Below are 21,791 nucleotides of genomic sequence, written 5' to 3' on the forward strand. Positions count from 1 at the left end.
ACTCGCTTGCACATCGGCGTTGTCTGTCATCATTTCTCGACGAACGTGATGATTGGATACAGGTCAATCGCGTCGCGTTACATCTCACGGACGTCAATCAGGAGGATAAGTGAAAATTTGGCCAGGGATCATCGCCGCCGCGCTGTTGGCGGGATGCCAAAATCCGCAGCAGGACACGCTCGTCGATCGTGGCGCTTACCAGCTCGAAACCTTGCATCAGGCGCAGGGCGCCGATCAGCGCATTCGGTTTCTGGTGATGCACTATACGGCGGAAGACTTTCATTCATCGCTGAAAACGCTGACCGATGAACACGTCAGCGCACACTACCTGTTGCCGGCGCACCCGCAGCGCGAACACGGCAAACCGACGGTGTACCGGCTGGTGCCGGAAGCGATGCGCGCCTGGCATGCCGGCGCCAGCGCCTGGCGCGGCCGCAGCAACCTCAACGACACCTCGATCGGCATCGAAATCGTCAACAAGGGATTCACCCGCAGCATGCTGTTCACCCATTGGCAGCCTTATACGGCGGAGCAGATCGCCGTGCTGATCCCGTTGAGCCGCGACATCATCCAACGCTATGGCATTCAGCCGCAGGACGTGGTGGGGCACAGCGACATCGCGCCGCAGCGCAAACAGGATCCCGGCCCGCTGTTCCCCTGGCGGCAGCTGGCGCAGGCCGGCATCGGCGCCTGGCCGGATGAACGGGACGTGCAGCGGTTGCTGGCGGGGCGCGATCGCCATGCGCCGGTACCGATGGCGCCGCTGCTCGAAAAGCTGGCGCGTTACGGCTACGCGATCGACCCGTGGTGGGATGCGCGGCAGCAGCGCAATGTGCTGGCGGCATTTCAGATGCATTTCCGGCCTGACGATGTTCGCGGTAAGCCGGATGCAGAGAGTGAGGCGATTATCGATGCGCTGCTGGTGAAGTACGGCGCGGCGCGTTGATTACAGGCCGTGCAGTTTGCCGTGATCTTTCAGCCAGCGGGCGGTGCGCGCGATGCCTTCTTCCAGCGAGACGATCGGCTGATAGCCCAGCTCTTGCTGCGCGCGGGTGGTATCGAGCGTGAGGTCGAAGTTGAGTTTGGCGACGCCGTAATGGGTCAGCACCGGCTCCTTTTCGCTTTTGCTGCCCAGGCGCTCCATGCCGCGCGCCATCATGTCGAGCATCGGGTAGGGGACGGAGCGGATGCGGCACTTCATGCCCAAATCGTCGATCAACTGCTGCACCACGGTGCGCAGCGGACGCGGCTGCTGGTTGGTGATGTTGTAGGCGCGGCCGGACGGCGTATCTTCTTTTAGCGTCGCCAGCCACATGGCGTGCACCGCGTTCTCCAGATAGGTCATGTCCACCATCGCCGCGCCGCCGCGCGGCAGCAGCAGGTTGCCGTAGCGTTTGATCATCTGCAGCAACCGCGGCAGCATCACCTTGTCGTGCGGCCCGAACAGGCCCTGCGGGCGCAAAATGGTGAAATGGGTCTGCGGATTGGACAGCGCCAATTGCTGGATCACCTGCTCGCCGGCGGCCTTGCTGCGCGCGAACTCGTTGGCGTAACGCTGCGGGCGAAAGTCTTCGGTTACGTTGCGGTGATGGTGGTAGTCGAAATAGATCGCCGGGGAAGAGATGTGAATGAACTGCGCCACGCCATAGGCCGCCGCCCATTCGCCGAGGCGGCGGGTAGCGCGGACGTTGGCCAGTTCGAAGGCTTCTTCGGTGCCCCAGGGCGAGGTAAAGCTGGAGCAGTGCCACAGCACATCGACGTCCGCTAGCATCGCTTTGGCCTGCGAAGAGATCAGGTTGGTGAGATCGGCATGAATGAACTCAGCGCCCATTTTTTCCAGCAGGCCGCCCATCGCCTGGTTGCGGCCAGTGGCGCGCACTTTGATGCCCTGGCGGCGCAGATATTCAACGGCGTTACGGCCTAACCCACTGGTTGCACCGGTGACCAATACCTTCATAACGGACTCTATTCTCACCCAAAATCGGAATACCGGCGGGCGCTTGCGGCGCTCCCAGCAAATAAGATGCCATTCTTCCGTGATTTCGTGCGCTATGCAATCGGAAAGCCCCGAAGCACAGCGGCAAACTGTGCGGTTGATCGACAAATGAACGGCATTCAGCGCTGTTGGCGGTCCAGGTTCTCGGCCAACGTCGCGATGCGCTTCGCCATGCCGCGAAAAATGAACAGGTGTGCGGGCATCATGGCGAACCAATACAGCAGCCCGCTGAAGCCGGCCGGATGCCACCAGGCGCGCACGTCCAGCGTGCGGCGATCGCCGCGATCGGTAATGGTGAAGCTCAGCCGCCCCAGCCCCGGCGCCTTCATGCCGAACAACAGCGCCAGTTGCCGCAGCGGTTTCAGCGTGATGACTTTCCAACCGTCAATCTCGTCACCCAGCGCCAGGGTCGCGCGCGCCGGGCGGCCATAGACCACGCCGTTGCCGATCATGTCGTCCATGCGGGCGCGGATCCGCCACAGGATATTGGCGTAGAAATAGCCTTCCTCGCCCCCCAACTGCTGCACCGTTTGCCACAGCGCCTGGCTGGAAGCGGCGGTGTCGAGCGAACATCCCGCCTGTTTCGGGTAATAGCCGTAGCCGGGGCGCCAGCGGGCCCGCGCCGCCGGATCGTAGCCCCAGTCGGCGGAATCGACCACCTCCAGTTCGCGCTGCAGCGTGGCGGTGACCGCCTGATCGAAGGTGTGCAGACGTTGCGGGATCAGGGCCTGCAACGGTTTGCCGTCGGCGGGCAGATCGTGCTTCAGGCCCTGGATCAGCGCGCGCGCGATCGGCGTCGGCACCGAGGTGATCAGGCTGATGAACCACACTGAAATCAGTCGCGTCGGCAAGGGGATCGGGATCAGCCAGCGCCGCTTGCCGCTGATGGCGATAAAGCGTTTGAACATATCCTGATAGCTGAGGTATTCAGGCCCGGCGACGTCGAAGATGCGGTGTTCCTCCGCCGGGTGCGCCAGCAGATCGGCAAGGTAAACCAGCAGGTTCTCCAGCGCCACCGGCGAGGACTTCGAGCGCACCCAGCGCGGCGGCGTCAGCACCGGCAGGTTATAGACCATGTCGCGCATCACTTCGAACGCCGCCGAACCGGGGCCGACGATGATGCCGGCGCGCAGCTCGGTCACCGGCACACCGCTCTGGCGCAGGATCTCGCCGGTCAGGCGGCGGGCCGCCAGGTGCGGCGAACTGTCGTCGTTCGGCTGCAGCGCGCCGAGAAAGATCACCTGTTTGACGCCGGCATTGCGTAGCGCGTCGCGCAGGTTTTCCGCCGCCTGGCGTTCCTTCTCGATAAAGTCGTCGCCGTCGCCCATCGCGTGCACCAGATAGTAAAGCGTATCGATTTCCCACAGCGCCGCGCTCAGAGTTTCCGGGCGGTACAGATCGACATACAGGCAGTTGACCTGCGGCCAGTTCTGCTCCTGCAGCCACTCGATGCGCCGCGCGGCGGCGGTAATCTGGTGCCCCTGTTCGATCAGGCGCGGGATCAGGTTCTGGCCTATATAGCCGCTGGCTCCAAGAACCAGTACGCGTTGGGGTGTCATCGGGCCGCCTTGTGCGGTAGAGGATTGGCAGAACGACAGGATGCCAAATTCAGGGTTTAAATGCACATTTTGTATGGGTATAAGTCGGTTGCATCCATCCTGGCGCAGGTTCACACTACGCGCCCCTTATCGCACGAAAAACCGGATGCCATGAAGCTCAATGTGATTTGTTACGCCCTGCTGGGTCTGACGCTGATCGCCAGTTTGTTCTCGCCGCATCCGGTGTGGATGTGGTTGGTGCTGGCCAACCTGCTGACGTTTCTGATCTACGGCGGCGATAAGCTGGCGGCGCGCAAAGGGTGGCGACGGGTGCCGGAGGCGACGCTGTTGCTGTTCGGCGCGCTGGGCGGCTGGTTGGGCGCACTGGCGGCACAGCAGCTGTTTCGCCACAAAACCCAGAAGCAGCCGTTTAAAACCTGGTTCATCCTCAGCGTGGCGCTCAATCTGGCGGCGGTGCTGGGGCTGTGGTACTGGGTTTACGGCCGCTGGATCTTCTGACTACAGCAGCAGCGGCAGAGTCGCGCTGGCGGTGGCCTGCATCGCCTGAGCGTAGGCGGGATCGCGCTGAGTCAGTTCGGCGATCATCAACTCCACCAGCAGCATGGCGCCGACCTTGGCCGGCAGGGCGCCAGCGGTCAGCGGCCCTTCCGGTTTAGCCGCCACCAGCAGCGTATCCGCCATCTTGGCCAGCGGGCTGCGTTGGGTATTGCTGACGGCGATCACGCGTGCGCCGCGCCCTTTGGCCAACGTCACCGCATGCAGCACGTCCTTGGTTGAGCCGGAGCTGGAGATGACGATCAGCAGATCCCGCTCACTCAGCGAGGCTGCATTCATCGCCGCCCGGTGCATGTCGCTGAACAGCTGCGCCGGTTTGCCGAGGCGCAACAGCTTGTAGTGCAGGAAGTCGCCGATGATGGCGCTGGCGGCGACGCCGTAAATCTGCACCGAAGCACAACGTTGCAGGCTATCCGCCGCCTGTTGCAGCGCCTGCGGATCCAACAGCGCGCCGGTATCCCGCAGCGCCTGTACGCTCTCTTCCACCAAATTTTCCGCCGCGCTTTGGCGCGTCGCCGCTTCCGGCTGGCTTTGTTGCAAGCTGAGGGCCAGCGCCATTTTAAATTCGGTATAGCCTTTGCAGCCGAGATGGCGGCACAGCCGTGTGACGCTGGCTTCGCTGGTGGCGCTTTCACGCGCCAGTTCGGTGATGGTCAGGTAAACGGCGCGGGAAGGCTCCGCAAGAAGATAGTTGCCGAGCTTTTGCAGCGTGGGGCTGTACCCCGCCAAATCCTGCCGCAGCCGCAATAACAAGTTGCCTGTATTCATCACGTTACCTTTCTGAGTATTCCCGTTTCTATTGTGGCGGAAAGACGCCGCGGCTCGCCAGTGAAATCGACGGATTGTGAAGCCGATCATCGTTATGAATAAAATTTTCATTAAATTAATTTTAATGTGGTAAAAATTTTCATCATAAAAATGATGTCGGGGGAAAATTTATGTCAACACCAGAATTGCCGCGCTCCGGCGGCTGGTTCGAAAAAGCCCAGCTGTTCGGCAAGTCGTTCATGCTGCCGATCGCCGTGCTGCCGGCGGCCGGCCTGCTGTTGGGGATCGGCGGTGCGCTGTCCAATCCCAATACCGTCGAGGCGTATCCCTTCCTCGATGTCGGCTGGTTGCAAAGTATATTTACCGTGATGGCCAGTGCCGGTGCTATCGTGTTCGCCAACCTGGCGGTCTTGTTCGCGGTCGGCGTGGCGGTGGGGCTGGCCAAAAGCGACAAGGGCACGGCGGGGCTGGCTTCGCTGATCGCCTATCTGGTAATGAACGCCACCATCAATGCGCTGTTGAAAATCAACGGTACGCTGGCCACGCAGAACGCGGGCGCGGTGGGGCAGGGAACGATTCTCGGGATCCAGACGTTGGAGACCGGGGTGTTCGGCGGAGTGGTCATCGGTTTGGTGACCTGGTATCTGCACGGCCGCTATAACAAGATAGCGCTGCCACCGTTCCTGGGTTTTTTTGGTGGCTCGCGCTTTGTGCCGATCGTCAGCTCGCTGGCGGCGATGGCGGTCGGTGCCCTGATGACGGTGGTGTGGCCGCATTTCCAACAGTTGATCTTCGGCATGGGCGGTCTGGTAGACGCCAGCGGCTATCTCGGGACCTTTATCTACGGCTTCGTATTGCGCATGCTCGGGCCGTTCGGCCTGCATCACATCTTCTATCTACCGTTTTGGACCACCGCGCTTGGCGGCAGCGAAGTGATCAACGGACAGCTGGTGGAAGGCACACAACGCATTTTCTTCGCCCAGTTGGCCGACCCGAATACTCAGCAGTTCTACATTGGCACGGCGCGTTTCATGTCCGGCCGTTTTATCACCATGATGTTCGGCCTGGTCGGCGCCTGCCTGGCGATGTACCAGAGTGCGCGTCCCGAGAACCGCAAACGCGTCGGCGGACTGTTGCTGTCGGCGGCGCTGACCTCGTTTCTGACCGGCATCACCGAACCTATCGAATTCTCTTTCCTGTTTGTCGCGCCGGCGCTGTACGTGGTGCACGCGCTGTTCGACGGCCTGGCGTTCATGATCGCTCACATCCTGCATATCACCATCGGCCAGACGTTCTCCGGCGGCTTTATCGATTTCATGCTGTTCGGCGTGCTGCAGGGTGAAGCGAAAACCCACTGGATGTACGTCCCGCTGGTCGGTGTGCCTTGGTTCTTCCTGTACTACTTCACGTTCCGTTTCCTGATCCTGCGCTTCAACTTTAAAACGCCGGGGCGCGAGGCGGAAACTGCGCCGGAAGCGGTGATGACGGGCACCGAACGCTCGCAGCAGGTGCTGGCGGCGCTGGGCGGCAAAGAGAATATCGTCGAACTGGATTGTTGCGCCACGCGGTTGCGCGTGACGGTGAAGCAGAGCCGGTTGCTGGACGAAAGCGGGCTGAAGGCCAGCGGCGCACGGGCGGTTATCGTTCGCGGCAACGGTGTTCAGGTGATCTACGGCCCGCACGTCACCATCATTAAAAACGAAGTCGAGGAGTTGTTGGATTTATGACGCTTTCCATTTTGCAGCAGATTGAGGGGCGCCTGGTGGTGTCTTGCCAGGCGCTGGACGACGAGCCGCTGCACAGCGATTTTATCATGTCGCGCATGGCGCTGGCGGCCGAGCAAGGCGGCGCGGCGGCGATCCGCGCCAACGGCGTCGAAGACGTCAACGCTATCATGCGCACGGTGGCGCTGCCGGTCATCGGCATCATAAAGCGCGATTATGCGGGCAGCGACGTGTATATCACGCCGACCCTGCGTGAAATCGATGAGTTGATGGCGGCGGCGCCGCAGATGATCGCGCTGGACGCCACCGGCCACCCGCGGCCGGGGTCGCTGCAGCTGGCGGCATTGGTCGCCGCGATCCGTGCCAGGTATCCCCGGCTGTTGCTGATGGCGGACATCGCCACCCTGGAGGAGGCGCAAGGGGCCGCCAGATTGGGCTTCGACTGCGTGGGCACCACGCTGTATGGCTATACCGCCGAAAGCCGGGGCGCCCGACTGGCGGATAACGATTTCGGCTTTCTGCGTGCGGTGCTGGCGGCGGTATCGGTGCCGGTCATCGCCGAAGGCAATGTCGAAACGCCGGCGATGGCCGCGCGCTGCCTGTCGCTGGGGGCGCATGCGGTGGTGGTAGGGGGCGCCATTACCCGCCCGCAACAGATCACCCGCCGCTTTGTCGACGCCATCGGCGGGCGATAAGAGGCTCCTCGGCGCACCGGGGAGGGAAATCAGGCGTGCTGCTGAAGAAACTCCCGCCACAGCTCGACCACCCGCTGCAGATCCTGACGGCTGACGTCGAGGTGGGTCAGAATGCGTGTCAGCGGGCCGCTGCTGATCAGCACGCCACGTTCGCGCATCCACGGACCGAGTTTGGCCGCCAGCGCCGGCGGTTGGCGCAGGTACAGCACGTTGGTCTGCGCACCGGGATCGGCGATCTCTACGCCGATCTGCCGCAGCTGTTGCTCCAGCCAGACCGCGTTGTCATGGTCTTCGCGCAGCCGCGCGACGTTATGCTCCAAAGCGTAAAGACCGGCCGCCGCCAAAATGCCGGCCTGGCGCAGCCCGCCGCCGGTCATCTTGCGCCAGCGCAGCGCGCGTTGGATGAAAGCCTCGCTGCCGCACAGCAGCGATCCGACCGGCGCACCCAGTCCTTTCGACAAGCAAATGGTGAAGGTGTCGCAGTATTGCACGATCTCTTTTAGCGGCAGGTTCAGCGCCACGGCGGCGTTGAAGATGCGCGCGCCGTCGATATGCAGCGCCAACTGCCGCTCGCGGGTAAATTGCCACGCCTGCTGCAGGTAGGTCTGCGGCAAGACTCTGCCGCTGATGGTGTTTTCCAGGCTCAGTAGCCGAGTGCGGGCGAAGTGGATATCGTCGGGTTTGATGGCGGCGGCGAGCTTGTCCAGCGGCAGCGTGCCGTCCGCGTCAGCCTCGATCGGCTGTGGCTGAATGCTGCCCAGCACCGCTGCGCCGCCGGCCTCGTATTTATAGTTGTGCGCCTGTTGGCCGACCAGATACTCGTCGCCGCGCTGGCAGTGGCTCAGCAGCGCCACCAGGTTGGCCTGGGTGCCGCTGGGCAAAAACAGCGCCGCCTCTTTGCCCGATAGGCGCACCGCCTCGGCCTCCAGCGCGTTGACCGTCGGGTCATCGCCGTAGACGTCGTCGCCGACCTCTGCCTGAGCCATCGCCTGGCGCATGGCGGCGCTGGGGCGGGTGACGGTGTCGCTGCGTAGATCGATAAGCATAGGGTTCCTGGAGAATATAAGGGAGAGGAAAAGGGTACATGGCATCATATACCCTTTATTTCACCGGGGCAGCTGGCTTAGCGCAGCCAGTTGGTTTTCGCCAGCTCGACCACTTCGTCGCCGCGGCCGTTGATGATGGCGCGCAGCATGTACAGGCTGAAGCCTTTCGCCTGTTCGAACTTGATCTGCGGCGGCATCGCCAGCTCTTGCTTGGCGGTGACCACGTCCAGCAGCGCCGGACCGGGATGCGCCAACATCTCCTGCAGCGCGCCGTCCAGATCCGACGCTTTTTCCACGCGGATGCCCTTGATGCCGGCGGCGTTGGCGATCGCCGCGAAGTCCGGATTATGCAGATCGGTGCCGTCGGTCAGGTAGCCGCCGGCCTTCATCTCCATCGCCACGAACCCCAGCACGCTGTTGTTGAACACCACGATTTTCACCGGCAATTTGAGCTGCGCCAGCGACAGGAAATCACCCATCAGCATGGTGAAGCCGCCGTCGCCGCACATGGCGATCACCTGTTTATCCGGCGCGGTGGCCTGGGCGCCGATCGCCTGCGGCATGGCGTTGGCCATCGAACCGTGGTTGAACGAACCGAGCAGGCGACGCTTGCCGTTCATTTTCACGTAACGGGCGGCCCACACCGTCGGCGTGCCGACGTCGCAGGTGAAGATGGCGTCGTCGCTGGCGTACTGGCTGAGCTGCTGCGCCAGATATTGTGGGTGGATCGGCTGGTCGTCGTTGGCGGTCGCCAGCCCGTCGAGATCCTTGCGTGCATTGCGATAATGCTCCAGCGCCTTGTCGAGGAACGCCCGGTCGCGCTTGGGCTCCAGCTGCGGCAGCAGGGCGGTGAGGGTGGTGTGGATATCGCCCACCAGCGCCATATTGACCGGGCAGTGCGCGCCGATGCTGCCGGGGTTGATGTCGATCTGAATGATGTTGGCGTTGGTGGGGTAGAACGCGCGATAGGGGAACTGGGTGCCGAGCAGCACCAGCGTGTCGGCGTTCATCATCGCGTGGTAGCCGGAAGAGAAACCGATCAGCCCGGTCATGCCGACGCTGTAGGGGTTGTCCCATTCGATATGCTCTTTACCGCGCAGCGCGTGCACCACCGGCGCCTGCAGCAGTTCGGCCAGCTTGACCACTTCATCGTGCGCGCCGGCGCAGCCGCTGCCGCACATCAGGGTGATGTTCTTCGCCTTGTTCAGCGTTTCCGCCAGCTTGTTCAACTCGCTCATCGGCGGCTGCACCAGCGGCAGCGCCGGGGTATGCCAGGTCAGGGTCGCGTCTTCCGGCGCCATGCGAAGCGCCACGTCGCCCGGCAAGACGACCACCGAGACGCCGCGATTGAGGATCGCCTTGCGCATGGCGATCTCCAGTACGCGCGGCAGCTGTTCCGGGTTGGAGACCAGTTCGCAATAGTGGCTGCATTCGCGGAACAGCTCCTGCGGATGGGTTTCCTGGAAGTAGCCGCTGCCGATTTCGCTGGAAGGGATGTGTGCGGCGATCGCCAGCACTGGCACATGGTTGCGGTGACAGTCGAACAGGCCGTTGATCAGATGCAGGTTGCCGGGGCCGCAGGAACCGGCGCACACCGCCAACTGGCCGGTGAGCTGGGCTTCGGCACCGGCGGCGAAGGCGGCCACCTCTTCATGGCGGGTGCCCAGCCATTCGATGGTGCCCATGCGGTGCAGGCTGTCGCTCAGGCCGTTGAGCGAATCGCCGGTTACGCCCCAAATGCGTTTTACGCCGGCTTGATCCAGCGTTTTGGCGATCAGTGTGGCTACGGTTTGCTTCATGGTTCCCCCAAACATGGTTTGAAAAACGATGTGGACTCGATCCGGTGAGTGTCAGCAGAACAACTGCAAGCATAGCTTACCGGCTGTGGACGAGATGCGGTCAGGAAGGGTAAAGAGCGTAGGACGGGAAGCAGTGTAACTGGGCTGGCCACGGGGAACTTGCCGATAAATGCCCCATCGCGGCGATGGGGCCAGGGGATCACGCCAGCGTGACGTCACCCTGCAACTGGCAACTGCAGGCCAGCACGTAGCCTTGCGCTATCTCTTCCGCGCTCAGCGTCATGGTGCTGGTGGTGATGTAGTCGCCCTCGAGGATGCGAGTTTTGCACGAGCCGCACACCCCGGCGCGGCAGGCGGCGTTGACCGGCAGGGCATTGGCCTCCATCGCCGCCAGCAGCGTGCTGCCGACCGGCACGCGGAATTCGCGCAGCGGGCGCGCGGCGCGCAGCGTCAGTCCTTCGGTGGCGTCGGCCTGCGCCGTCGGCGTGTGGAACTGCTCTTTATGGAAATGCTCGGCCGGCACGCCGAGCCGGCGACAAAGCTGCTCCACCTGATCCATGTAGGGCGCAGGGCCGCAGGTCATCACCGTGCGTTCGGCGATATCCGGCGCCGCCTGCCGCAGCGTCTGTTCATCGATACGGCCGCTGAGGTAGCCGGATTGCAGATCCTGCTCGGCCATCAGCGTCAGGCGCAGCTGCGGATGGGCGGCACACAGCGCGCGCCATTGATCGGCGAAAATCGTGTCGGCGGGGGTGCGTACGTTAAAGATCACGGCGATATCGCAGGCCGGACGGTTAGCGGTCAGCCAGCGGCACATCGAGACGATCGGCGTCACGCCGCAGCCGGCGGCCAGCATCAGATAACGATCGGCCGGGTGGCGCTCGCAGCTGAATTCGCCCTGCGCGTCGGACAGCCACAGCGTGTTGCCGGGCTTGACCTCTTGCGTCAGCCAGCGCGACCCGATGCCGTCCGGCAGGCAGCGCACGCTGATGCTGAGAAAGCGGCTCTGGCCGGGCGAGGAGGAGAGCGTATAGGCGCGCAACGTCTCCTCGCTGTTGCGAATGCTGACCAGCGCGAACTGGCCAGCCTGGTAAGGGTAGAAAACGTCGCAGATCAGGTTCAGCGTCCAGACGTCGGCGGTTTCACGCTGGATGGAATGCACCTGCATGCGGTTCGGGCAAAGCGGAGTGGGTTGAGTCATCGGGGCACCTCAAAAAACAAAGGGGCCGGCGCAGGCGGCCCCATAACGTAACGGCATCAGGCGAGCAGCGCTGCAATATCCTGCTCGACGGTGGTGATCGGACGCAGGCCGAATTTCTCGTTGAGGATCGCCATCAGGTTGTCGGTCAGGAAGCCCGGCGCGGTCGGGCCGGTGACGATGTTTTTCACCCCCAGCGACAGCAGAGTCAGCAGAATGACGATCGCCTTCTGTTCAAACCACGACAGCACCAGGCTGAGCGGCAGCTCGTTGACGCTGCAGCCGAGCGTATCCGCCAGCTTGACCGCCAGCATGATGGCGGAGTAGGCGTCGTTGCACTGGCCGACGTCCAGCAGGCGCGGCAACCCTTCTAGCGTGCCGAAGTCCAGCTTGTTGAAACGGTACTTGCCGCAGGCCAGCGTCATGATCAGGCAGTCTTGCGGCACGCTGCGGGCGAAGTCGGTGAAGTAGCTGCGCTCGTCGCGGCTGCCGTCGCAGCCGCCCACCAGGAAGACGTGGCGCAGTTTTTTCTGCGACACTAGGTCGATGACCGTGTCGGCGGCGTTCAGCAGCGTCTGGCGGCCGAAGCCAACGGTGATCAGGTGCTCAATCTCGGTGTAAGGGAAGCCGTTCATGCCCTGAGCCTGGCGGATCACGGCGCCGAAGTCGTCGCCTTCCAGATGGTTGACGCCCGGCCAGCCGACGATACTGCGGGTCCAGATGCGATCGCCGTAGTTGCCGACGTTAGGATCGATGATACAGTTGGAGGTCATCACGATCGGGCCGGGGAATTTGGCGAATTCCGTCTGCTGGTTCTGCCAACCGCTGCCGTAGTTGCCCACCAGATGTTTGAATTTTTTCAGTTCCGGATAGCCGTGCGCCGGCAGCATTTCACCGTGGGTGTAGACGTTGACGTTTTGCCCTTCGGTTTGTTCGAGCAGCATGCGCAGATCTTTCAGATCGTGGCCGGAAATCAGAATGGCTTTCCCGGCCACCGGGCGCACGTTGACTGCGCTGGGCTGCGGATCGCCGTAGGCCTGGGTTTCACCGCGATCGAGGATCGCCATCACGTTGAAGTTCATCTTGCCGATGCCCATGGCGTTGTTCAGCAGGGTGTCGACGTCGCGCGGCTGGGTGCCGAGCCAGGCCATAAAGGCGTGGTAGTCGGCATAGAGTTGCTCGTCGAACTGGCCGAGCACGTGCGCGTGTTCCATATAGGCCGCCGCGCCTTTCAGGCCGTACAGGCACAGCATGCGCAAACCGTGTACGTCGTCACCTACCTCGGCCTTGTCGCTGTTGAGGGCAAACTGCGCTGCCTGCTGCAGCAGCGCAGGCATATCGTCACCGGCCAGCTGCAGCGCCGCCATCGGGTGATCGACGCGTACGCCGGCGTCCAGCAGCCGGCAACGGGCGGCCAGCGAATCGCGCAGCAGCAAGGTTTCGCGCGCGTAGCCGATGATGCGCTGGGAGTCGAAGTTGACGTTGGTCAGGGTGGAGAAGAAGGCGCGCGGGGCGAAGCTGTCGATCTCGTGGTCGACGATGCCCAGCGAACGCGCCTGCAGCGCCCAGGCGGAGAGCCCCTGCAGCGCCGCCACCAGCAGATCCTGCAGATCGGAGGTTTCCGCCGTTTTGCCGCACATGCCCTGAGCATACGAGCAGCCGTTGCCTGCCGGGGTACGGATGGTTTGTTCACATTGCACACAGAACATAGTCGCTTCCTTTTATTTTTAAAGTTGCATTTATAATGCTTGTTTAAAAGCATAGATCGGCGATCGGGGTTGCAAAAGGCTTTTGTGCGACTACTGCGGGCAAGTTTGATTTAGCGCAATTTTGCCGTGCGGATGGGAATGATTACGCTTTGGGGGCCGGCCGGCCCCCAGGGGAAAGGATCAGGAGAACAGGGCGATCAGCACCGGCGCCAGCAGGCTCAGCAGGAAGCCGTGCACGATGGCGGGGGGCACCATGTCCAGCCCGCCGCTGCGCTGCAGCACCGGCAGGGTGAAGTCCATCGAGGTGGCGCCGCACAGGCCGAGGGCGGTGGAGCGGCTGCGGCGCACCAGCGTCGGGATCAGCATGATCGCCACCAGCTCGCGCGCCAGATCGTTGAAGAACGCGGCGCTGCCCATCACCGGGCCGTAGGCGTCGGTGATCAGAATGCCGGACAGCGAGTACCAGCCGAAACCGGAGGCCATCGCCAGCCCAGCCTTGATCGGCAACCCCAGCAGCTGCGCCGCCAGCGCGCCGCCGGCCAGCGACGCGACGGTCACCACCAACGCCACCAGCGTGCCGCGGCGGTTGAGCACGATCTGGCGCAGCGTCATGCCGCTGTTGCGCAGCTGAATGCCGACCAGCAACAGCAGGAAGATCAGCGCATATTCGCTGCCTTTATGGGCGAACTGCAGCCATTGCCACTGCGTCAGGCCGAGCAGGAAGCCGCCGAGCACCACGCCGCACAGCTTGAGCGACTCCAGCGCCATATGCACGCGCGAGGGCAGCTTTTCCTGTTTATGGCTGCTGCGCCACGGCATGCGCCGCTCCAGCAGCGCCAGCAACAGCAGATCGGCGCAGAGAATGCAGAAGAAGAACACCGCGCTGTACTGGAAGATCAGCACCAGGTTACTGCTGAGATCTTCCATAAACGCCAGGCTGATGCCCATGAAAAACAGGATCACGTACACCATCCAGCTGAGCAGCCGGTTGATCAGCACCAGCAGCGGGCGATGGCGTAAGGGAATGAGGTAACCGACAATCAGCGGTAACAGAATAATCAACAGTCCTGAGTACATGGTGCAACGAGTGTCCTTGAGTTTTGATGCGCGCCGAACGGCGGCGAGGAGCACACGCTAACCAAAAGCCCGGCCGGAGTAAAGCGGCAGATTTGACGCTGGCCGCTTGACCTGCAAGGGGTTTTTTGACCATGCTCTGTGAAGGTCGCCTCATTGAAGAGGCGACGGCGCGCACGGGAGGCGGCGGATGTTCTTGGAGCGTATCGAAATTGTAGGTTTTCGCGGCATTAATCGGCTGTCCCTGATGCTGGACGACAACACGCTGTTGCTCGGCGAAAACGCCTGGGGTAAATCCAGCCTGCTGGATGCGCTGACGCTGCTGCTGGCGCCGGAGCAGAAGCTGTATCGGTTTGAAGCGCACGATTTCCATTTCCCCCCCGGTGAAGAGTCGGCCAAAGAGCGCCACCTGCAGGTGGTGTTCACCTTCTGCGAAAAAGACATCGGCCATGCGCACCTACCGCGTTATCGCCACCTGACGCCGCTGTGGGTCAAGGGCGAGGATGGCCTGAGCCGCATTCATTACCGCTGCGAGGGCGAGCTGGCCGACGACGGCACGGTGTGCACCTGGCGCGGTTTTCTCGACGCCGACGGCAATGCCTTTCAATTGCACCATATCGAACAGCTGGCCCACGCCATCATCCGCATTCATCCGGTACTGCGCCTGCGCGACGCGCGCTTTATTCGCCGCCTGCGCCCCAGCAGCCTCGGCGATGAACGCAAACCCGATACCCAGGCGTTGGCGCAGCAGCTGGATCAGCTGACGCGCGAGCTGGTGCGCAATCCGCAGAAGCTGACCAACGGCGAGCTGCGTCAGGGGCTGGCGGCGATGCAGCAGCTGCTGGAGCACTATTTTGCCGAGCAGAGTTCGCAGGTGGCGCGGCCACGCCGCCGCGGCGGTGAACCGGAGCAGGACGCCTGGCGTGCGCTGGACGGCATCAACCGCATGGTGGCCGAACCGAACAGCCGCAGCATGCGCCTGATCCTGCTCGGGATGTTTTCCACCCTGTTGCAGGCCAAGGGCGACGTCAAGCTGGATCCCCATGCCCGGCCGCTGCTGCTGGTGGAAGACCCGGAAACTCGCCTGCACCCGATCATGCTGTCGGTGGCCTGGGGGCTGCTCAATCAGCTGCCATTGCAGCGCATCACCACCACCAACTCCAGCGAATTGGTGTCGCTGGTGCCGGTGGAGCACGTCTGCCGGCTGGTGCGCGAGTCGGGCCGGGTCGCGACCTACCGTCTCGGGCCGCGCGGGCTGAGCGCCGAAGACGGGCGGCGCATCGCGTTTCACATCCGTTTCAACCGGCCGTCGTCGCTGTTCGCCCGCTGCTGGCTGCTGGTGGAGGGCGAAACCGAAGTGTGGCTGCTTAACGAGCTGGCGCGCCAGTGCGGCTACCATTTCGAGGCAGAAGGGGTGAGGGTCATCGAGTTCGCTCAGTGCGGCCTGAAGCCGCTGCTGCGCTTCGCCCGCCGCATGGGCATCGAGTGGCATGCGCTGGTGGACGGCGATGAGGCGGGCAAAAAGTACGCCAACACCGTACGCAGCCTGCTGGACAATCATGAAGACAACGAACGCGATCGGCTGACCGCGCTGCCGGCGCCGGACATGGAACACTTCATGTTCCGCGAAGGGTTCGCCCCGGTCTATCACCGAATGGCGTCGGTGCCGATCAACGCGCAGATGCCGGTGCGCAAGGTGATCCTGAAAGCGGTCCACCACTCGTCGAAGCCGGATCTGGCGATCGAGGTCGCGATGCAGGCCGGCGAATGGGGCACGGACTCGGTGCCGCCGCTGCTGAAGAAAATGTTCTCACGGGTGATCTGGCTGGCGCGCGGCCGGGCGGACTGACGGCCCGCCGGGCGTTATCGGGCGCAGAAATGCGCCGCCAATCCCTGTTCCAGCTCGTCCAGCAACTGATAGCGACGGCGATACTCGGCGCGCTTCTTGCTGGCGATCTCTTCGATCGGCTTGCGGGCGATGCGTTCGGGCAGCAGGAAATAGCCGCTGTCGAGCGGTTTGGCGCCCATCGACAGCCAGAACTGATCGTAATCGGCGTGCAGCTTGTCCTTCTTCTTACTCTGGTAACGCCAGTTTTGATAGATATGGGTGGCATTGCCGACGGCTACGATCTGGCGGATGCCGAGGTGCCGCGCCAGCGTGCAAATGCCTTCCAGCACCAGCCGTTTGGGGAACAGACCGTGGCACTCTTTGGTGGTGTGCTGGATCTCGGCGTGCGGCACCTCATGGTTCGCGCCCTGCAGGCCGCCGATGAACAGCGTCGGCTGCTGCTGATAATGCATCAGCGCAAAGGTGATCTCCGCCAGCATCACGCCGTTGGCGTTGCGCAGCAGCAGCGTGGCTTCCCCTTCCTTATTCAGTTTGTCGATCGCCGCCAATTCCAGCGTGATCGGCGCTTCGTTTTTGCCCATCGCGCGGGCCAGCACGAAAGGCTGTGGGCCGAGGTGGCCGAGACGCATCTTTAGCGGCATGCGCTGCACGATGAGATCGTAATGATCGCGCAGGGCGAACAGGCATTCGATCTTGCTCATGTTGGCTGCCAGGTAGGGGCGATGCAGCTTGCACGGCAGGTTCGGCTGCGCGCTCAGGATCTCCTCCAGCAGCGGGTTGCTGGCCAGGGTGCTGAGCAGGCCGCTGGTGGTGCGCCAGTTGAGCAGCGAGCGGCCGAGAAACTTCAGGCGAAACGAGGTTTTTTTCCAGGCGTTGCTTGGCGCCTTTTCGCCATTGATCAGCGCCGTCATCAGTTGCCAGCCGTTAAGCGGCCGGGCGGAGGTGAGTGGGTAGCTGAGCTGTGACATGATGAAATCCTTGGCTGTGTTGAATGGCGCTATTTCATCAAGGCTTCACTAAACGAGAGTTCAATGCTGAACTGTAACCAGGCGTGTCTCCACATTGTGTTGAGCTAAGGTTTAGTTATATGCAGCAGTTAGCCGTAGCATTCCTGATGGCTGTGTGGTTGAAAGATAAGTTGTGAGCGTCCCCATGCTGTGAGAGTTCTAAATGATATCTCAAACATGGGGGGAGGAATCTAACTGTTTGTTTTTTTAGGGTAAATGACAAAGGATGTGTATTTTAATTTCTTTACAACGTGTATAACAGCAACTAGCAAGATAACTTGAATGACAAAGCTGAAAATGAAATTATTTACACTGATTTTTTCTAACGCTTTAGTAACTATGGAGTTGGCAAAATAATTAAAGCCCACTATAGGTAAAGTATTTTTACCAAACCAGATTAATACCTTGTTGGTTATAAACCCGGAAATAGATATGATAAATGTGGCTCCTGCTAAAGAGCCAAGGATATTTAATATGATTGTGTAGCCTTCTCCATATTGGTTTGCTGACATGTCAACAGCCTGACTGCTCAGTGAGAAGCACATGATGAAAGCGATAAATAATGGGATTGCTAATGGCTTCTTCGATTTAATAACATTGTAAATACTTCCTTTAATTAAAATTCCAATGCAAAAGAAAAACAATGATGATATGGAGACAAAGGCGTTAAACGGTATGAACGTAAAACTATTTGATGTTATTATAATGAAAGCGAGCGATAGGATGGATAGATAAATGAATGACACATTTGTCTTTGAAAAAAAAGCCGATATCAGTTCTGTTATAAATATAGAAAACAAAAACCAAATTGGAGTGCAATTGAATGTATGATCGGCGGTAGGGTATCCTAAAAATGTTCCTTGGGCTTTAAATAAAAATTCACTGAATTGTATTTTACCCAGCGCTAACAGTACAATAAAGGGTAAGCCGCAAATAGCTCCCATGAACCATGCAGGAATGACCAGTCTTCGAAACTTCGACTTTATATATCCTGGGAGGTTATCGCGTGATTTTTTTATGCTAAAAAGATATCCCGAAACAATGAAGAAAAGTGGCATATGGAATAAATAGATGGCTTTTTTAATTTCATCTGGCAAATTACTTACATGGCCTAAGACAACAAAAATTATCGCCAGCCCTCTGATTGAATCGAGTGATTCATCTCGCATGTATTACCCCTCAGTTAACACTATATTGTAAGTCCAATGATAAAGTAACTTTCTAAATTCGCGCTACAAATTTTAGTCCTTAAAACAGAAGTTTGTTGTAAGTATGTTGAGAACAGAGATAATAATATCTCTTTTGACGATCTTCTTTCTTTTTTTGTTTAAATTTCAATTCGTTGGGGGCATATGGGGCGTGTTGTAAACAAGGTATACAGAGTCTTGACTTGTGTGTTGCTGCTTGTTGCCGCGGCGGCCGTTTGGCACTTCCGCCATCCGGCGCCAACCGATTTCAAAACGGTAAAGGTCACCAAGCGCGATCTGCAGCAGAACGTGTTGGCGACCGGCCAGCTGGACGCGGTGCGCAAGGTTGACGTCGGCGCGCAGGTCAGCGGGCAGTTGGAAAAGTTGTATGTCGAGATCGGCGACAAGGTGAAAAAAGGCCAGTTGCTGGGGGTTATCGATCCGCAACAGGCGCAGAACAGCATTCGCGAAGGCGAGGCGACGCTGCGCGAGCTGCATGCGCAGCTGCTGCAGGCACAGGCCGAGCAGCAATTGGCGGCGGTCACGCTGCAGCGCAACCAGGCACTGGCCAAACTGCAGGCGGTATCGCGTCAGGATCTGGATCAGGCAGCGACGCAGCTGGCGGTGAAGAAAGCGCAGGTGGGCACCATCAATGCGCAGATCGCCCGCAACCAGGCCAGCCTGGATACCGCCAAGATCAACCTGGCCTACACCCGCATCGAAGCCCCGATGGATGGCGACGTGGTGCAGATCACCACGCTGCAGGGCCAGACGGTGATCGCGGCGCAACAGGCGCCGAACATTCTGACGTTGGCGGATCTCGGCACCATGCTGGTGAAGGCGCAGGTCTCGGAGGCTGACGTCATTAACCTCAAGCCGGGTCAGAAGGCCTGGTTCACGGTGCTGGGCGATCCGACTCGGCGCTTCGACGGCGTGCTGAAAGACATTCAGCCGACGCCGGAAAAGGTCAATAATGCCATCTTCTATTATGCGCGTTTCGAAGTGCCCAACCCGGAAAGGCTGCTGCGCTTGCAAATGACGGCGCAGGTGCATATTCAGCTGGCCGGCGTCGAGCAGGCGCTGGTGATCCCGCTGGCGGCGTTGGGTGACCAGATCGCCGACAATCGCTACCACGTCTCGGTGCTGAAACAGGGCAAGGAAGAGAAGCGTGAGGTGGCTATCGGTCTGCGCAACAATATCGATGTGCAAATCCTCAGCGGGCTTGAGGCGGGCGATGAGGTGATTGTCAGCCGCGGCGGCGTGGAGGCCGGCTGATGGCGGCGCTGTTACAGCTGAGCGGCATTCGCCGCAGCTACCGTTCCGGCGAGCAGACGGTGGAGGTGCTGAAGGGGATCAGTCTGAGCATCGACGCCGGGGAAATGGTGGCGATCATGGGGGCCTCCGGCTCCGGCAAATCGACGCTGATGAACATTCTGGGCTGTCTGGACAAGCCGAGCGCCGGGGTCTATCGGGTGGCCGGACAGGATGTGGCGACGCTGAGCGACGATGCGCTGGCGCAGCTGCGGCGCGAACATTTTGGCTTTATTTTCCAGCGTTATCATCTGCTGCCGCACCTGAGTGCGGCGCATAACGTCGAGGTGCCGGCGGTGTACGCGGGGCTGGGCAAAGCGGCGCGGCGCGAACGGGCGGAGGCGCTGTTGCGGCGCCTGGGGCTGGGGGAGCGCGTTAACTACCGGCCGAGCCAGCTTTCCGGCGGCCAGCAGCAGCGCGTCAGTATCGCCCGCGCGTTGATGAACGGCGGGCAGGTGATCCTGGCGGATGAACCGACCGGCGCGCTCGACAGCCACTCCGGCGAAGAGGTGATGGCGATCCTCAAACAGCTGTGCGCCCAGGGCCACACGGTGATCCTGGTGACCCACGATCCAGCGGTGGCGCGCCAGGCTGAACGGATCATCGAGATCCGCGACGGCGAAATCATTGCCGACTCGCGTCCGGCGCCGCCGGAGGATACCCAGGCCAAGCCGCTGGCGCTGGCCGCCGCGGCGCCTTCCTGGCGGCAGATGGGCGGCCGCTTTCGCGAAGCGTTGGTGATGGCCTGGCGTGCGATGGCGGCCAACAAGATGCGCACCGCGCTGACCATGCTCGGCATCATTATCGGCATCGCCTCGGTGGTATCGATCCTGGTGATCGGCGACGCCGCCAAGCAGATGGTGCTGGCGGACATCAAATCGATCGGCACCAACACCGTCGACATTTACCCCGGCAAGGACTTCGGCGACGACGATCCAACCTACAGGCAATCGCTGAAATACGGCGATCTCGATGCGCTGCGCGAACAGCCGTATATCAGCGCGCTGTCGCCGAGCATCAGCAGCAGCATGCGGCTGCGGCTGGGTAACGTCGACGCGGCGGCCAATGTCAACGGCGTCAGCGAACAGTTCTTCCGCGTGTACGGTATGAGCTTTACCCAGGGCGTCGGCATCGATCCGATGCAGGTGCAGTCACAGGCGCAGACGGTGGTGATCGACGCCAATACCCAACGGCGGCTGTTCCCTCACCAGAAAAACGTGGTGGGCGAGGTGATCCTGGTGGGCAACATGCCGGCGACGGTGGTCGGCGTGGCTAAAGAGAAGCAGTCGATGTTCGGCAGCAGCAAGACGCTGAACGTGTGGGTGCCTTACAGCACCATGGCCAACCGGCTGATGGGCAACAATTATTTCGACTCGATCACCGTGCGCATTCGCGACGGCTACGACAGCAAGGAAGCGGAACAGCAGCTGTCACGCCTGTTGACGCTGCGCCACGGCAAAAAGGACTTCTTCACCTATAACATGGACAGCCTGGTGCAAACCGCAGAGAAAACCACCCGCACGCTGCAGCTGTTCCTGACGCTGGTGGCGGTGATTTCGCTGGTGGTCGGCGGCATCGGCGTGATGAACATCATGCTGGTGTCGGTGACCGAGCGCACGCGCGAGATTGGCATCCGCATGGCGGTGGGCGCCCGTTCCGGCGACGTGTTGCAACAGTTCTTGATCGAGGCGGTGTTGGTCTGCCTGGTGGGGGGCGCGCTGGGGATTACGCTGTCGTTCGCCATCGGCCTGGCGGTGCAGCTGGTATTGCCGGGCTGGCAGATCAGCTTCCCGCCGGCGGCGTTGCTGAGCGCGTTCCTCTGTTCCACCGGTATCGGCGTGGTGTTCGGCTATCTGCCGGCGCGCAATGCCGCGCGGCTGAATCCGATCGATGCGCTGGCGCGCGAGTAAGTAAAAGGCATAAAAAATGCCAGTCACACGGCGGCTGGCATTTTTATCGCAGTCAGGGTCAATGCAGCGCGACGCTGCCGGAAGCGTTTAGGACAGCGCCTCGCTTTCCACCGGCACAATAAGACTGGCATGGTTCCCTTTTGGCCCTTGATGCACGTCGAAGCTGACCTGCTGGCCTGCCTTCAACGTTCTGTAACCATCCATCTTGATGGTGGAGTAATGCGCGAAAATATCTTCGCCACCGCCGGCTGGGCAGATGAAGCCAAAGCCTTTGGCGTTGTTAAACCATTTAACAGTACCCGTCTCCATGCTTTTACATCCCTCGCAACGCTATTTTAAGTGAGATGAATAACTGAATTCGCACCCGCCGTAGGCGGGTAGCAGGGTGGACAAGGGGTGGTTAA

18 protein-coding genes are annotated in these 21,791 nt (G+C 61.0%); 7 read left to right on the forward strand and 11 right to left on the reverse strand.

The window, feature by feature from the left end; genetic code table 11:
• Window positions 1-109: 109 nt before the first annotated feature.
• Window positions 110-946 carry an N-acetylmuramoyl-L-alanine amidase gene (locus ACMGGW_RS06735; protein WP_197832213.1) on the forward strand — a complete coding sequence of 279 codons (837 nt, stop codon included), beginning with the start codon at window positions 110-112 and terminating at the stop codon, window positions 944-946.
• On the opposite strand, the gene ACMGGW_RS06740 is transcribed toward ACMGGW_RS06735, so the two are convergent.
• On the reverse strand, window positions 947-1,957 hold the full coding sequence (locus ACMGGW_RS06740; RefSeq protein WP_004928393.1) for an NAD-dependent epimerase/dehydratase family protein: 1,011 nt from the start codon (window positions 1,955-1,957) through the stop codon (window positions 947-949).
• Window positions 1,958-2,115: 158 nt separating this feature from the next.
• Complete coding sequence (locus ACMGGW_RS06745; RefSeq protein ID WP_197832212.1) at window positions 2,116-3,555, reverse strand: DUF2867 domain-containing protein; 1,440 nt, start codon at window positions 3,553-3,555, stop codon at window positions 2,116-2,118.
• A 150-nt stretch (window positions 3,556-3,705) separates the two neighbouring features.
• On the opposite strand from ACMGGW_RS06745, the gene ACMGGW_RS06750 reads away from it, so the two are divergent.
• Window positions 3,706-4,053, forward strand: a complete 348-nt coding sequence (locus ACMGGW_RS06750) for a DUF1294 domain-containing protein (RefSeq protein ID WP_197832211.1) — start codon at window positions 3,706-3,708, stop codon at window positions 4,051-4,053.
• On the opposite strand, the gene ACMGGW_RS06755 is transcribed toward ACMGGW_RS06750, so the two are convergent.
• Window positions 4,054-4,881, reverse strand: coding sequence for a MurR/RpiR family transcriptional regulator (locus tag ACMGGW_RS06755; RefSeq protein ID WP_025302249.1), 828 nt, complete (start codon window positions 4,879-4,881; stop codon window positions 4,054-4,056).
• Between the two features lie 167 nt (window positions 4,882-5,048).
• Here ACMGGW_RS06755 and ACMGGW_RS06760 point away from each other — a divergent pair, with 167 nt between their 5' ends.
• Both ACMGGW_RS06760 and ACMGGW_RS06765 read left to right on the forward strand, forming a co-directional pair.
• Window positions 5,049-6,605: a PTS transporter subunit EIIC gene (locus tag ACMGGW_RS06760; protein WP_043137742.1), complete on the forward strand. Its 1,557-nt coding sequence runs from the start codon at window positions 5,049-5,051 to the stop codon at window positions 6,603-6,605.
• The gene (locus ACMGGW_RS06765; RefSeq protein WP_025302251.1) at window positions 6,602-7,297 is read left to right on the forward strand and encodes an N-acetylmannosamine-6-phosphate 2-epimerase; all 696 of its coding nucleotides are present in this window, start codon (window positions 6,602-6,604) and stop codon (window positions 7,295-7,297) included. The genes ACMGGW_RS06760 and ACMGGW_RS06765 overlap by 4 nt, the downstream gene beginning before the upstream one ends.
• 29 nt (window positions 7,298-7,326) lie before the next feature.
• Here ACMGGW_RS06765 and ltaE read toward each other — a convergent pair whose 3' ends face one another.
• The 5 genes from ltaE to ACMGGW_RS06790 form a co-directional block, all read right to left on the reverse strand.
• On the reverse strand, window positions 7,327-8,343 hold the full coding sequence (gene ltaE / locus ACMGGW_RS06770) for a low-specificity L-threonine aldolase (protein WP_043137739.1): 1,017 nt from the start codon (window positions 8,341-8,343) through the stop codon (window positions 7,327-7,329).
• A gap of 77 nt (window positions 8,344-8,420) precedes the next feature.
• A complete protein-coding gene (poxB, locus tag ACMGGW_RS06775; protein WP_025302253.1) occupies window positions 8,421-10,142 on the reverse strand; it encodes a ubiquinone-dependent pyruvate dehydrogenase in 1,722 nt (573 codons plus the stop codon).
• 199 nt (window positions 10,143-10,341) lie between these two features.
• Complete coding sequence (gene hcr / locus ACMGGW_RS06780) at window positions 10,342-11,343, reverse strand: NADH oxidoreductase (protein ID WP_197832210.1); 1,002 nt, start codon at window positions 11,341-11,343, stop codon at window positions 10,342-10,344.
• 56 nt (window positions 11,344-11,399) lie between these two features.
• Complete coding sequence (gene hcp / locus ACMGGW_RS06785; protein ID WP_197832209.1) at window positions 11,400-13,049, reverse strand: hydroxylamine reductase; 1,650 nt, start codon at window positions 13,047-13,049, stop codon at window positions 11,400-11,402.
• A gap of 180 nt (window positions 13,050-13,229) precedes the next feature.
• On the reverse strand, window positions 13,230-14,126 hold the full coding sequence (locus ACMGGW_RS06790; protein WP_197832208.1) for a LysO family transporter: 897 nt from the start codon (window positions 14,124-14,126) through the stop codon (window positions 13,230-13,232).
• A gap of 187 nt (window positions 14,127-14,313) precedes the next feature.
• On the opposite strand from ACMGGW_RS06790, the gene ACMGGW_RS06795 reads away from it, so the two are divergent.
• Window positions 14,314-15,972 carry an ATP-dependent endonuclease gene (locus tag ACMGGW_RS06795; RefSeq protein WP_025302257.1) on the forward strand — a complete coding sequence of 553 codons (1,659 nt, stop codon included), beginning with the start codon at window positions 14,314-14,316 and terminating at the stop codon, window positions 15,970-15,972.
• Window positions 15,973-15,986: 14 nt separating this feature from the next.
• On the opposite strand, the gene ACMGGW_RS06800 is transcribed toward ACMGGW_RS06795, so the two are convergent.
• Window positions 15,987-16,940 carry a DUF535 family protein gene (locus ACMGGW_RS06800; protein WP_197832207.1) on the reverse strand — a complete coding sequence of 318 codons (954 nt, stop codon included), beginning with the start codon at window positions 16,938-16,940 and terminating at the stop codon, window positions 15,987-15,989.
• Between the two features lie 230 nt (window positions 16,941-17,170).
• Complete coding sequence (locus tag ACMGGW_RS06805; RefSeq protein ID WP_197832206.1) at window positions 17,171-18,148, reverse strand: acyltransferase family protein; 978 nt, start codon at window positions 18,146-18,148, stop codon at window positions 17,171-17,173.
• 183 nt (window positions 18,149-18,331) lie between these two features.
• Here ACMGGW_RS06805 and macA point away from each other — a divergent pair, with 183 nt between their 5' ends.
• Both macA and macB read left to right on the forward strand, forming a co-directional pair.
• Window positions 18,332-19,441 (forward strand): macrolide transporter subunit MacA, encoded by a 1,110-nt coding sequence (macA, locus tag ACMGGW_RS06810; RefSeq protein ID WP_141997704.1) that lies wholly within the window; start codon window positions 18,332-18,334, stop codon window positions 19,439-19,441.
• Window positions 19,441-21,387 carry a macrolide ABC transporter ATP-binding protein/permease MacB gene (gene macB / locus ACMGGW_RS06815; RefSeq protein ID WP_049204241.1) on the forward strand — a complete coding sequence of 649 codons (1,947 nt, stop codon included), beginning with the start codon at window positions 19,441-19,443 and terminating at the stop codon, window positions 21,385-21,387. Before macA ends, macB begins: the two co-directional genes overlap by 1 nt.
• Window positions 21,388-21,474: 87 nt before the next feature.
• Here macB and cspD read toward each other — a convergent pair whose 3' ends face one another.
• Window positions 21,475-21,696, reverse strand: a complete 222-nt coding sequence (gene cspD / locus ACMGGW_RS06820; RefSeq protein ID WP_004928349.1) for a cold shock-like protein CspD — start codon at window positions 21,694-21,696, stop codon at window positions 21,475-21,477.
• Window positions 21,697-21,791: the final 95 nt, after the last annotated feature.

Origin of the sequence: Serratia sp. BNK-4, assembly GCF_048685115.1 — a bacterium.
Classification (GTDB): domain Bacteria; phylum Pseudomonadota; class Gammaproteobacteria; order Enterobacterales; family Enterobacteriaceae; genus Serratia; species Serratia bockelmannii.

Coding starts and splice junctions, on each gene's coding strand:
- ACMGGW_RS06740 (WP_004928393.1), bottom strand. CDS start 1,957: ATGAAGGTATTGGTCACCGGTGCAACCAGTGGGTTAGGCCGTAACGCC.
- ACMGGW_RS06800 (WP_197832207.1), bottom strand. CDS start 16,940: ATGTCACAGCTCAGCTACCCACTCACCTCCGCCCGGCCGCTTAACGGC.
- ACMGGW_RS06765 (WP_025302251.1), top strand. CDS start 6,602: ATGACGCTTTCCATTTTGCAGCAGATTGAGGGGCGCCTGGTGGTGTCT.
- ACMGGW_RS06795 (WP_025302257.1), top strand. CDS start 14,314: ATGTTCTTGGAGCGTATCGAAATTGTAGGTTTTCGCGGCATTAATCGG.
- ACMGGW_RS06760 (WP_043137742.1), top strand. CDS start 5,049: ATGTCAACACCAGAATTGCCGCGCTCCGGCGGCTGGTTCGAAAAAGCC.
- ACMGGW_RS06790 (WP_197832208.1), bottom strand. CDS start 14,126: ATGTACTCAGGACTGTTGATTATTCTGTTACCGCTGATTGTCGGTTAC.
- hcp (WP_197832209.1), bottom strand. CDS start 13,049: ATGTTCTGTGTGCAATGTGAACAAACCATCCGTACCCCGGCAGGCAAC.
- hcr (WP_197832210.1), bottom strand. CDS start 11,343: ATGACTCAACCCACTCCGCTTTGCCCGAACCGCATGCAGGTGCATTCC.
- ACMGGW_RS06745 (WP_197832212.1), bottom strand. CDS start 3,555: ATGACACCCCAACGCGTACTGGTTCTTGGAGCCAGCGGCTATATAGGC.
- macB (WP_049204241.1), top strand. CDS start 19,441: ATGGCGGCGCTGTTACAGCTGAGCGGCATTCGCCGCAGCTACCGTTCC.
- ACMGGW_RS06750 (WP_197832211.1), top strand. CDS start 3,706: ATGAAGCTCAATGTGATTTGTTACGCCCTGCTGGGTCTGACGCTGATC.
- ltaE (WP_043137739.1), bottom strand. CDS start 8,343: ATGCTTATCGATCTACGCAGCGACACCGTCACCCGCCCCAGCGCCGCC.
- ACMGGW_RS06805 (WP_197832206.1), bottom strand. CDS start 18,148: ATGCGAGATGAATCACTCGATTCAATCAGAGGGCTGGCGATAATTTTT.
- cspD (WP_004928349.1), bottom strand. CDS start 21,696: ATGGAGACGGGTACTGTTAAATGGTTTAACAACGCCAAAGGCTTTGGC.
- poxB (WP_025302253.1), bottom strand. CDS start 10,142: ATGAAGCAAACCGTAGCCACACTGATCGCCAAAACGCTGGATCAAGCC.
- macA (WP_141997704.1), top strand. CDS start 18,332: ATGGGGCGTGTTGTAAACAAGGTATACAGAGTCTTGACTTGTGTGTTG.